Here is an 11,688-nt window from a genome sequence, read left to right as displayed (position 1 = left end):
GCTCGAAAGCGGCTGTTTTTACGTTGAACGTGGGCACGGAGTGCCCACCCTACGCATTACTTGGCACCGGTGCCGCCGAGGTTCTTCTTGAAGAAAGCCTCGATCATCCCGTACACGTGACGCTGGCCGGTGCGCGAGGAGATGCCGTGCTTGGCGCCCGGGTAGGTCATCAGCTCGAAGCGCACGTTGCGGTTGACCAGGGAGTCGATCAGGCGCGTGCTGTTGGTGAACAGTACGTTGTCGTCGGCCATGCCGTGCACCAGCAGCAGCGGCGACTTCAGGCCGTCCAGGTGGGCGAACACGCCGCTCTGCTTGTACGCTTCCGGATTCGACTTGGGCGTCGCGCCCATGAACTGCTCGGTGTAGTGGGTGTCGTACAGTGCCCAGTCGGTCACCGGCGCCACCGACACGCCCATCGCGATCTTGCTTGACCCCGCTTCCAGTAGGCGCAGGGTCATGAAGCCGCCGTAGCTCCAGCCGAACACGCCGACGCGCTTCGGATCGACGAAGCTCTGCTTGGCCAGCCAGTCGACGCCGGTCAGCTGGTCTTCGACTTCATGCTTGCCCAGTTCGCCGTAGATGACGTCGGTGAAGGCGCGCTCGCGGCGCGAGGAGCCGCGGTTGTCCAAGGTGAACACCACGAAGCCTTGCTGTGCCATGTACTGCTTGAACAAGTTGCCCCAGCCGCGGGTGACCTGCTGCGAGTGCGGGCCGCCGTAGACGAACAGGAAGACCGGATAGCGCTTGGCCGGATTGAAGTTGGCCGGCTTGATCATCGAGTAGTACAGGGTCTGGCCGTCGTGCGCCTTGATGCTGCCGAACTCGGTCGGCAGGTGATCCGCCATGTACTTCGCGTATGGGTGGCTGGCGTTCATCTCGTTATGCTCGAGCCACTCGACCATGGTGCCGTCGGCCTTGCGGATCGACACTTGCGGCGGGGTCTTCGGATCCGAGAAGGTGTCGACGAAGATTTTGCCGTTGCGCGCGAAGGACGTGTCGTGCATACCGTCGGTCTTGGTGATGCGCACCGGCTTGCCGGCATTGCTGCCGTCCAGGTTCAGCGCATAGGTTTGCTTGTCCATCACCGCATCCTTGTTCGAGGCGATGTAGACCTTGCCGGCATCCTCGTCCACCGCCAGGATGTTGTCGACGCCCCATTCGCCACTGGTGATCGGGTGCAGCAGCTTGCCGTCCAGGTCGAACAGGTAGAGGTGGTTGCGGCCGCTGCGCTCCGATGCCCAGATGAAGGCCGGACGGTTCTTCAGGAATTTCAGGTCGTCGTGGATGCTGACCCAGGTCTTCGAGGTTTCGGTCAGCAGGGTGCGCTGGGCCAGGCTGGCGGCGTCGACGGCGACCAGGTCGAGGCGCTTCTGGTCGCGCGACTGGCGCTGGTAGACCAGGTTCTTGCCGTCCGCGCTCCAGTCGGCGCGCACCAGGTAGATGTCCTTCTCCGGACCCAGGTCGACCTGCTTCTGTGCGCCGCTTGCCGGGTCGACGATCATCAGGTCGACCAGCACGTTGGGATCGCCGGCGGCCGGATAGCGCTGGTCGATGACTTCGGTACGGTCGGCAAAGATTTCGAAGCGGCGCGCGACCGGCACCGGGGCTTCGTCGTAGCGTTTGTAGGCGATCGCGGAATCGTCCGGCGCCCAGTAGTAACCGGTGCGCTGGCCCATCTCTTCCTGGGCGACGAATTCGGCTTCGCCATTGTGGATGGTGCCCTTGCCATCAAGGGTCAGCTGGCGTTCCTTGCCGGTCGACAGGTCGATCACATACAGGTTCTGGTCGCGCACGAAGGAAACGTAGCGGCCCTTCGGCGAGATCTTCGGATCGCCGACGTTACCCGAGGCAACCTTGCGCGCATTATCCGGATTGGCGACGTCGACCAGGTAGAGGTCGCCGGCGATCGGCACCAGGATCTGCTTGCCGTCCGGCGACCAGCTGTAGCTGATGATGCCGGACAGGCTGGCGGTACGCGCACGCTCGCGGCGCGCCTTTTCTTCCAGCGACAGGTTTTCAAGCGGGACCAGCTTCTTGGAGTCGACCAGGCGGTGCGTGGTCTTGTCCTTCATATTGTATTCCCACAGGTCCAGCTGGAACTGGTTGTCGGCACGGCCGCGCAGGAAGGTCACGCGTTCGCCGTCGGGCGACACGCGTACGTTACGAACGCCGGGGCCGGACAACGCCGGGTCGGCGTAGATGCGGTCCAGGGTCAGGCGTTCCGCGGATGCGGGAACGGCCGCCAGGGCGGCAAGAAGGGCAAGAATGAGGCGCATGGATTGTCTCGCGGATAAAAATTAATTTTGTGCAACGGGCGAGACGATACCAGAGTAAGGCGCCGAGCGCTGTAAATATGTGCCTTGCATCTCAAGAAGCAGAGCGCGCTTCGCGTACCCGCAGCTTCGAGAGATTGTTGAGCGACCACGCCAGCAGCACCGCCGCCACCGTCAGGCCCAGCACCAGTCCGATCCAGAAGCCGGTGGCCTTCATCGGCTCGGCGGGCGACCATGGAAACCATTCAGGCGCCAGCCCGAGGATCCAGCCGACCGGCAGGGCCACGCCCCAGAAGGCGATCATCTGGATCACCATCGGCGAACGCGTGACCTTGTAGCCGCGGATCGCCGACGCTGCCGCGACCTGGGTCGAGTCCGACAGCTGGAAGATGGCGGCGAACAGCAGCAGCAGGGCGCAGGTGGCCTGCACCACGGCGTCCGAGGTGTACATGGCGGCGATCTGCCAGCGGAACAGGGCGATGAAGATGGCCGACAGCAGGCCGAAGAAGACGCACAGGCCGGTGCCGGTCCAGGCCACGAAGCGGGCGCGCTGCGCATTGCCTTCACCCATCGCCTGGCCGACGCGGGTGAGGGTGCCGATGCCGAAGCTCATCGGCACCATGAACACCAGCGAGGTGAAGTTCAGCGCGATCTGGTGCGCCGACACCTGCACCACGCCGAAGCGTGCCACCAGCAGGCTGACGATGCCGAAGGCGCTGACCTCGGCGAAGTGGGTGACGCCGATCGGCAGGCCGAGGCGCAGCATGCTGCCGATCTCGCGCCAGTTCGGGCCTTCCCAGTGCGTGAACGGGTAGGTCGCGCGATAGGCCGGAGAGAACCTGATCCAGCCGATCATGGCGGCCAGCATCAGCCACACGCCGCTGGCGGTCGACACCGCGCAACCCAGCGCGCCCATCCTGGGCAGGCCGAAATGGCCGAAGATCAGGCCCCAGTTGAGCACCACGTTGTACAGCAGGCCGAGGATGGCGATGATCATGATCGGCTTGGTCTGGTTGATGCTGGTGGTGTAGCCGTACAGCGCGCGGTAGCAGCCGAAGGCCGGCATGCCGAGGCTGATGATGTGAAGGAAAGTCTTGGCGCGATCGGCCACCGCCTGCTCGAGGCCGATGTGGTCGAACAGCAGGGCGCACAGGTTGGCGGCCGCACAGCCGGCAATGCCGACCAGCAGGCCCATCCACAGCGACTCGCGCACCGAGTGCGAGATCCTGTCGAAGCGCCCGGCGCCCATTTCGTGCGCGACCACCGAGTTCACGGCCATCATGACGCCCATCACGGTCACCAGGATGATCGACCACACCGAGGTGCCGAGCGAGACCGCGGCCAGTTCGGCGGCGCTGACATGGCCCGTCATCGCGACGTCCACGACGCCCATGCCGACCGTCGCCAGCTGGCCGACCAGCATCGGCCACGACAGGCGCCACAGGGTCGCGATCTCGGTGCGGACGGGGTTTGAGGACTGCGTGGTGGTGGTAGTGGACGTCATGACTCGGTTTGCGAACGAAACCGATGATTCTACTGTAGGGTGGGCACTCCGTGCCCACGATGGCGTTGCCGGTCTGCGAACTTTATGCGTGGGCACAGAGTGCCGACGCCGGCAGCGCCCACCCTGCTAGTGTCGTCCCGCTTCGCGCGGCGGCACCGTCTTCAGATAGGCGTACAGCGCCCGCATGTCGGTCTCGTTCATCTGCTTCAGCGAACCGAAGGGCATGACGGGGCTGACCGGCTTGCCGTCCGGGCGCTGGCCGCTGTGCAGCATGGCCATGAACAGTTCCGGAGTCGGATAGCGGGTCATGGCGCTGCCCTTGCCGGGCGTCAGGTTGGCGGCCGCCGGCCAGGACGGCGGCGTGCCGGGGATCCTGCCGCCGCTGAGATTGGCGCCATGGCAGCCGATGCAGGCGTTCGCCACGTAGGCGCCGTATTCCGGCGTGACGGCGGCCGATACCGGGCGGAAGGACGGCTGCGCATGGTCGATCTTTTCGGACGCGTCCTGGATCACGCCGAAGGCATACAGGGCCTTCACCGGGACCGGCACCTCGATCACGGCCTTGTGGCCGGATACGGGGCGCATCTGCTGGAGGAAGGCGATCAGCGCCGCCATGTCCTCGTCGGTGAGGCGGCTGTAGTCCTCGCTGGGCATGATCATGACCGGATTGCCGTTCGGCTTGACGCCGTGGCGCACGGTGCGCACCCAGTCGACCAGCTGGTAGCGCGCCGTGGTGCCGTTCGGACCTGCGGTGATGTTGGGCGCCACCACGTGCATGCCGCCATCGCTGATGACGGTCTTGCCGGCGCCGTTGGCGCCATGGCATTCGGCGCAGCCGCGGGTGTTGTAGAGGTAGCGTCCATGCTCGATGCGCGCGGGATCCGGCAGCACGTCCAGCGGCCGCACCTGCAGTACCACGTTGCGCATCATCTTGCGCTCRCCCAGCGCCTTGCCGACCACGGTGGCGGCCACGCCCAGCAGGGCGAGCCCCACCAGCGCGATGCTGGTCCGTTTGACCCATTTGCTCATGCTCATGTGCCGAATCCCCCCTGGTAAATACCTGGCATTGCAAATTTAGCACTGCTCAGCAGTATTGACTAGCTCGTCGAACGATGGGGGCATGTGCGAGATCAGGAGTCGTAAGCGTGATGCATGGACGCGATCCGATTGGTTTGTCCTTATCCTTTCGATACCCTTATAATGGCGACCATAAGTTACAATAAAGACAGGGATAGTCCATGAAGTATGCTTTGATTCTGGAAAAAAACTCGGAACTATGTAACAACACTGCCGCTGTGCTGTCATCGATGGGGTACCTGACAACCCCGGTCTTCAATCAAAAAAAGGCGTTATACGCTGCCCGTTTGATCCAGTTCGATTTGATCGTTACCTGTACGGCCCTCCTTCCAGGCGACAGGCGATCCCTGACCGGAGAACTGAAACGGTGTCTGCCGGACGCGACCATCCTCTTGCTGGCCGATCCCGGATCGGTGCCGCCCGCCGACGGGAAGCCCGATGGCGTCGGCGCCATCCTGCACAGGCCGCTTACGGAGGAGGCTGTCCGCAGCATCGTCGACCCCGACCAGCAGCAGTCCGCGCAGCAGATCGCCGAAAGGCGCAGGGAGTATATCTTTTAGCCGCCACCGCAATGATCATACTGCCCATCGTTCCGTAGCGGTGCGTGCGCGCGGTTTGTCCTGGCATGAGCTACATTGAATTGAAAAGCAGGCTGATGACCTCCATGTAAAGGCATCCAAACCATCGAACCCCATCCAGGAGCCCGCTCGTGGAATACAAGGACTACTACCAGACCCTTGGTGTCGAACGGACCGCGTCCGCGGACGACATCAAGAAGGCTTACCGCAAGCTGGTCCGGCAATATCACCCGGACGTCAGCAAGCACAAGGACGCGACCGAGAAGACCAAGGAAATCAACGAGGCCTACGACGTGCTGGGCGACGCCGAGAAACGCGCCGCCTACGATGCGCTCGGCCAGGCGCCGCGCCAGGACCAGGGCTTCCAGCCGCCGCCCGACTGGGGCCGCCAGTACGGCCAGTACGATTTCGGCAACGAAGGCGGCAGCGCGGAAGACATCTTCGCCGACCTGTTCGCGCACATGGGGCGGGGGCGCAGCCACCGCGGCGGCGCGGGCGCGGGCGCGGGCATGGGCGGCGGCGGTTTCCAGATGCGCGGCGAGGACATCCACGCCGCCATCTCGATCGACCTGCGCGACGCCTACCAGGGCGCCACGCGCACCATCAGCCTGCGCGCCGGCCAGCAGGAGAAGACCCTGAGCGTGAACATTCCGAAGGGCGTGGCGCCGGGACAGCAGCTGCGCCTGGCGGGCCAGGGCCATCCGGGCATCGGCGGCGGCGGGCCGGGCGACCTGTATCTGGAGATCCAGTTCAACCCCGATGCGCGCTACCGCGTCGAGGGTTCCAGCGTCTACCAGAACGTGCCGGTGGCGCCGTGGGAAGCGGCGCTGGGGGCCGGCATTTCGGTGCCGACGCCGTCCGGCGCGGTCGAGGTGACGGTGCCGCCGGGGTCGCAGAGCGGCCGCAAGCTGCGCCTGAAGGGGAGGGGCATCCCATCCTCGCAGCCCGGCGACCTCTACCTGATCCTGGACGTGGTGCTGCCGCCGGCCACCAGCCAGCGCGCGCGCGAACTGTACGAGACGATGGCGCGCGACCTCGCCTTCAACCCACGCGAACGCATAGGAGCTTGAGCGATGCATGAGATGACGAGCATCAGCGGCGTACTGCTGGACGACGCCGCACTGACCCTCGAAGAGTTGGCGCGCGCCTGCAACGTGGAGCCGGAATGGGTGGTGCGCCGGGTGCGCGCGGGCATCCTCGGCGGCCAGCCAGCCATACAAGTGACCGAATGGCGCTTCCGCAGCGGCGACCTGCTGCGCGCGCGCCGCCTGCTGCGGGTGGAACGCGACTTCGACGCCAACGAGGACGTGGCCGCGCTGGTGGTCGACCTCGGCGACGAGGTGCGCCGCCTGCGCGCGCGCCTGCACGCGCTGGGCCTCGATTAGATAGGGAAGCGCGCGCCGTCCCGAGGCGGGCAAAACTACAATCGGACCTCCCACAGCGATCACTTTTCATCGATTGAAGGAGGTCTCATGCAACAGAATTCGCAACAGAATCCGCAACCGGGCGCTGGCCAGGCCCTGCAGGGCAAACGAGTCGCCATCCTGATGACGGACGGCGTCGAGCAGGTCGAATACACCGGGCCGCGCAGCTTCCTCGAACAGCAGGGCGCCAAGGTGACCCTGGTCTCGCCGAAGCCGAGCGGCGACGAGATCCAGGGCTTCAACCACCTCGACCCCGCCGACAAGTTCAAGGTCGAACTCGACGTGCGCGATGCGCGTCCGGCCGACTTCGACGCGCTGGTGCTGCCGGGCGGTGTCGCCAATCCCGACCAGTTGCGTCTGTCGACGGAGGCGATCACCTTCATCCGCGAATTCGGCCGCGAGAACAAGCCCATCGCCGCCATCTGCCATGGCCCCTGGACCCTGATCGACGCCGACCTGGTGACCGGCAAGCGCATGACCAGCTGGCCAAGCCTCCAGCTCGACCTGCAGAACGCGGGCGCGCAGTGGACCGACGAACAGGTGGTGGTCGACGGCAAGCTCGTCACCAGCCGCAAGCCTGACGACATCCCGGCCTTCAACCAGGCCATCCTCAGCGAGCTGGCCGCGGTCCAGCCGGGGCAAGCGGGCGCACACTGAGCCCGGAAGGAGTTCATATGGAACAGGTATCAGGCAGGCCCTTGCAGGGCAAGCGCGTCGCCATGCTGATGACGGACGGCGTCGAGCAGATCGAATACACCAGCCCGCGGTCCTATCTGGAAGAACGGGGCGCGACCGTGGTGCTGCTGTCGCCGAAGAACGCGGGCGAAGAGGTACAGGGCTTCAACCACCTGCAGCCGGGCGACCGGTTCAAGGTCGAGATGAACGTGCGCGATGCCGATCCGGCCGACTTCGACGCCCTGGTGCTGCCCGGCGGCGTGGCCAATCCCGACATGCTGCGCATGAGCAGGGAAGCGATCGATTTCATCCGTGGCTTCGACGTCGAGGACAAGCCGGTCGGCGCGATCTGCCACGGTCCCTGGACCCTGATCGATGCCGGCATCGCCAGCGCCAAGCACTTGACCAGCTGGCCCAGCCTGAAGCGCGATCTCACCAACGCCGGCGCCGAGTGGACCGACGACGAAGTGGTGATCGATGCGCGCCTGGTCACCAGCCGCAAGCCGGACGATCTGCCGGCATTCAACGATGCGCTGGCGAAGGAACTCATGATGACGCCGGGAACCGATCCGGGCCCGACCTCCTAGGCGGCGGGCGAAAAAAAAGACCAGGCCGAAGCCTGGTCTTTCAGCTTTCACGCCGGACGTCGGCGATCAGAACTTGTAGGTCGCAGCCACTGCCACGCGGCGGAACTGCGTGACGTAGCCGTCACGCCAGGTGATCGGATAGTCCTGTTCGAAGATGTTGGTCACGTACAGGCTCAGCTTCACGTGATCGATACCCGAGTAGGTCAGCGAGTAGTCGAAGGTGGTGTTGCTGCCGACATGGTTACAGGTAGCCATGTTTTCCGGCGCGACTTTCTGCGTGACGCAGTAGGTCGGCGAGGAGTTGCTGTTGTTGCCCCAGCCGCTGTTGTAGTTCATGGTGATCGAGTGATCGAAATCACCCTTCTTCATGTACAGCTTGGTGACGGTCTTCAGGCGCGACGCCGGGAAGTCGTAGAAGTCCCAGGTGCCGGCAATGTTCTCGTCATACCCGTTCAGCGCCTGGCTGTAGTTCTGGTATTTCCAGATGTAGCTGCCGTCGAGTTTCAGGCGGAAGTCCGTGCCCATGAACTTGAAGCGGCCCGATGCGTCGAAGTCGAAGCCGGACACGCGGGTACGGCCGCTGTTGACGTAGGGGTTGTACACCAGGCCCAGCTGGCCGACGCCGCCGTAGTTGATGGTGTTGCCCGGCGCGTACTTCTTCACCAGSGCCAGGAACTCGTTGTCGTTGGCGGTGTTGTCGACACGGATCAGCTGGCCGGCCGGCAGGCTGGCTTCGCCCTTCAGCACGTCGGTCACCGAACGGGTACCGATTTCATTGCGGCGCTCGATGAAGTAGTAGTCCAGGCCGGCGCTCCAGTTCTTGATCGGCTCCCACACGGCGCCCAGGGTCACCGAACGCGAGGTTTCCGGCTTCAGGTTGGGGTTCGACGACACGAAGCTCGGCAGGCCGGCCGAGCATTCCGCGTTGCGGAAGCTGTTGGCTTGGGCCTTGTCGGCGGTGGTCGCGTTGGCAGCGCCCTGCACCAGTGCGTTCAGCTGGTTGGCGATCGGGCAGCGGCGCAGGTCGTTCACGCCGGTGGCGACCGAGCTGCGGCCCAGGCCGTTACCGGATTCGACGATGTTCGGCGCACGGAAGCCGCCCGATGCGGTGGCGCGCAGCATCAGACTGTCGGTGACGGTGTAGCGCAGGCCCAGCTTCGGCGACAGGTGAGCCTCGAAATCGCCGCTCTTGTCGGCACGCAGCGCGGCGTTCATCTCGAGGTTCTTCAGCAGCGGAACGTTCGCTTCGGTGAACAGCGCGTACTCGTTACGCGAGTCGTCCACCTGCAGGCCGAAGATGCCGACCAGATCGCCGCGCAGCACGTTGTCCGAGCTCTTCATCCAGTACGAGTTCTGGCTGATATTGGTGCCGAACGCAACGTTCAGCGGACCGGCCGGCAGTTGGGCCACGGTGCCCGACACGGTCGCGTCGAAGAACTTGACCTTGGCTTCCCCTTCGGTGGTACGGACCGGGAACATCGATTCCAGCAGGGCCGGATCGTTCTGCTTGCCGAACACGTAGGTCTTGTTGACGATCGCGTCGGTATAGCCCTTGGCACTGACGGCGCGGGTTGCCTTGGTCGCGCTCGAATGCGAGTAGCCGAGCGCCGATTTCCAGTCCCAGTTGCCGATGGTGCCGTCCAGGGCCAGCATCACGCGCTGCTGGTCGGAATCGGTACGGTTGAAGTTGAAGCCGTTACCGGTGTCCATCATGCGCGCGCGGTACTCGGTCGGCGTGCTGTACGGATTCATCGGGTGGCCGACCGGCAGCTTCGGATACGAGAACGGACCGACCATCTTGCCGCCGAGCACGTTGTACCAGATGCTCTGCGAGCTGGTTGCGGAGCCGTTGCTGACGCTAAACGGGGCCACGATGTAATCGCTCACTTCGCCGGCGGCTGTGACCTCGAAGTTGGCATTGATGTTCTGGCCGATGCGGAAGTGGGTGCTGCTGGCCAGCGCGTGGCGCTTGTTGTTGGTGCGGAGGCCGGCGTACGGCGTGGCATCCCACTTGCAGAGCTTGTCGGTCGGATCGATGTCGGCGGCCGGGCAGCCCGGTGCGGCGACGATGTTGGTGCTGCTCAGGAAGTAGTTACCGGTCGGCGAGAACGAGCTCTTCGCATCGTAGGTCGAGCGGCCCGGGGTCAGGCGGTGCCAGGCCGGGTAGTGCGAGCTCAGGTCGCCCTGGCTGTAGCCGTCGGTCTTGTAGGCTTCGGCCGTCAGGTAGGTGTTGAAGCCGTTCTTGTCGATGTCGCCGTAACCCCAGATCGCCGACACGTTGCGGTTGCGCGCGTCCTGGAAGTGCGGCGCTTCGCTGTACTGGCCCTTGACCTGGAAACCCTGGTAATTGCTGCGCAGGATGATGTTGATCACGCCGGCGATGGCGTCCGAGCCGTAGATTGCCGATGCGCCGTCTTTCAGCACTTCGATGCGCTCGATGGCGTCGGTGGCGATGGCATCCAGATTGGTGAAGTTCTGCTGGGCGCCGTCCGACAGGCCGTAAGGAGCAATGCGGCGGCCGTTGACCAGGACCAGGGTGGCGACCTTGCTCAGGCCGCGCATGCTGACGCCGGAAGAGCCGGTTGCGAAGCTGCCCGAGCTTGCGCTGGCCGAGTTGATGTCGGTGCTGACCGAGGACATGGCGGTCAGGATGCCCAGCGCCGTGGTCTGTCCGGTTTTCTCGATGTCGTCGCGGGTCATGATCTGGACCGCGTTCGCTGCTTCGGTTTGCGTACGCTTGATGCTGGAGCCGGTCACCTCGACGCGCTGGATCTTTGGATCCGGCGTGCTGGCTTCTTGCGCTGCAGCTAAAGCGGGGATGGCCAGGGTGACGGCCAGAGCGATGGAACTCTTCTTCAAGATACTTTTATGCTTCACAACAACTCCTGGGATGAAAATTATTTTGAGCAACTGATGCATACGTGGTCAGTTATCCCTGACTTTGTGTACGTACGCGCATAAATACTCTTGCACAATATTGCTGAGATGCAAAGTCGTAAGTATGTATTCGGGAAATATCACGTTGCTTTAAGTTACATCCGTTGGGTTTTTGATACAGTATGTTACCGAGGTGAAGAAAGTGTGAAGTTTGCAGGAGGAAATTTTGGAGATGCAGGGTGGGGCGGCAGGAAATTGCTGCGGTGCGGGATAAGGGCCTTGTTGGCCGATACTTCAGCGCCAAGGTCATCGAAAGAAGCTCACGCCGGTCGCGGTCAGTCTGGATCGATTTCACAGGTCGATATGGTCCCCGCTGGGCTTGTCTTGCCTCTTCTCCCTCTCCTCCCTCTCCTGCCAGTTTGGTCCGGTCACGTTTTCGGGCGACTTGGGAGACCACAAAACGGCTGTAGCTTGAGCCATTTGGCCAGCAGGTAGGCCAGGTATGCGGCCGGAAGGCCGTTTATCTGCCTGGCCGAACCGTGGCGGTAAGGCACAGTCGCTGCGCGACTGCTTGGTCAGGCGAATCGGGAGGCTTGGCGCTTGCAAGCGCCAAGCCGCTCGCGGGCTCGCCGCGGTGCGGCTCGACACCCCCGCTCGCCCCTCGTCCGTGCCGGACGAGGATTCGATTTCCTT

General features: G+C 64.0%; 9 protein-coding genes. 5 read left to right on the top strand and 4 right to left on the bottom strand.

Annotated elements, in window-relative coordinates:
- Positions 1-56 precede the first annotated feature (56 nt).
- From AC1DIX_RS26740 to AC1DIX_RS26730, 3 genes are all read right to left on the bottom strand, one after another.
- Positions 57-2,276: a S9 family peptidase gene (locus AC1DIX_RS26740; protein ID WP_477328296.1), complete on the bottom strand. Its 2,220-nt coding sequence runs from the start codon at positions 2,274-2,276 to the stop codon at positions 57-59.
- A gap of 91 nt (positions 2,277-2,367) precedes the next feature.
- Positions 2,368-3,777 carry an MATE family efflux transporter gene (locus AC1DIX_RS26735; protein ID WP_477328295.1) on the bottom strand — a complete coding sequence of 470 codons (1,410 nt, stop codon included), beginning with the start codon at positions 3,775-3,777 and terminating at the stop codon, positions 2,368-2,370.
- 126 nt (positions 3,778-3,903) lie between these two features.
- Complete coding sequence (locus AC1DIX_RS26730) at positions 3,904-4,812, bottom strand: c-type cytochrome (RefSeq protein ID WP_477328294.1); 909 nt, start codon at positions 4,810-4,812, stop codon at positions 3,904-3,906.
- A 203-nt stretch (positions 4,813-5,015) separates the two neighbouring features.
- On the opposite strand from AC1DIX_RS26730, the gene AC1DIX_RS26725 reads away from it, so the two are divergent.
- The 5 genes from AC1DIX_RS26725 (at position 5,016) to AC1DIX_RS26705 (ending at position 8,118) form a co-directional block, all read left to right on the top strand.
- Positions 5,016-5,414, top strand: coding sequence for a response regulator transcription factor (locus tag AC1DIX_RS26725; RefSeq protein WP_477328293.1), 399 nt, complete (start codon positions 5,016-5,018; stop codon positions 5,412-5,414).
- A gap of 149 nt (positions 5,415-5,563) precedes the next feature.
- The gene (locus tag AC1DIX_RS26720) at positions 5,564-6,502 is read left to right on the top strand and encodes a DnaJ C-terminal domain-containing protein (protein WP_477328292.1); all 939 of its coding nucleotides are present in this window, start codon (positions 5,564-5,566) and stop codon (positions 6,500-6,502) included.
- Positions 6,503-6,505: 3 nt separating this feature from the next.
- Complete coding sequence (locus tag AC1DIX_RS26715) at positions 6,506-6,817, top strand: chaperone modulator CbpM (RefSeq protein WP_442123648.1); 312 nt, start codon at positions 6,506-6,508, stop codon at positions 6,815-6,817.
- 87 nt (positions 6,818-6,904) lie between these two features.
- Complete coding sequence (locus AC1DIX_RS26710) at positions 6,905-7,513, top strand: type 1 glutamine amidotransferase domain-containing protein (protein ID WP_442123649.1); 609 nt, start codon at positions 6,905-6,907, stop codon at positions 7,511-7,513.
- Between the two features lie 17 nt (positions 7,514-7,530).
- Positions 7,531-8,118 carry a type 1 glutamine amidotransferase domain-containing protein gene (locus AC1DIX_RS26705; protein WP_442123650.1) on the top strand — a complete coding sequence of 196 codons (588 nt, stop codon included), beginning with the start codon at positions 7,531-7,533 and terminating at the stop codon, positions 8,116-8,118.
- Positions 8,119-8,184: 66 nt separating this feature from the next.
- On the opposite strand, the gene AC1DIX_RS26700 is transcribed toward AC1DIX_RS26705, so the two are convergent.
- Positions 8,185-10,977, bottom strand: coding sequence for a TonB-dependent receptor plug domain-containing protein (locus AC1DIX_RS26700; protein ID WP_477328291.1), 2,793 nt, complete (start codon positions 10,975-10,977; stop codon positions 8,185-8,187).
- Between the last annotated feature and the right edge of the window lie 711 nt (positions 10,978-11,688).

The organism is Massilia sp. 05N420 (assembly GCF_056397205.1).
Note: the sequence above shows the minus strand (reverse complement) of the source record. Positions and strands in the feature narration are given on the sequence as shown.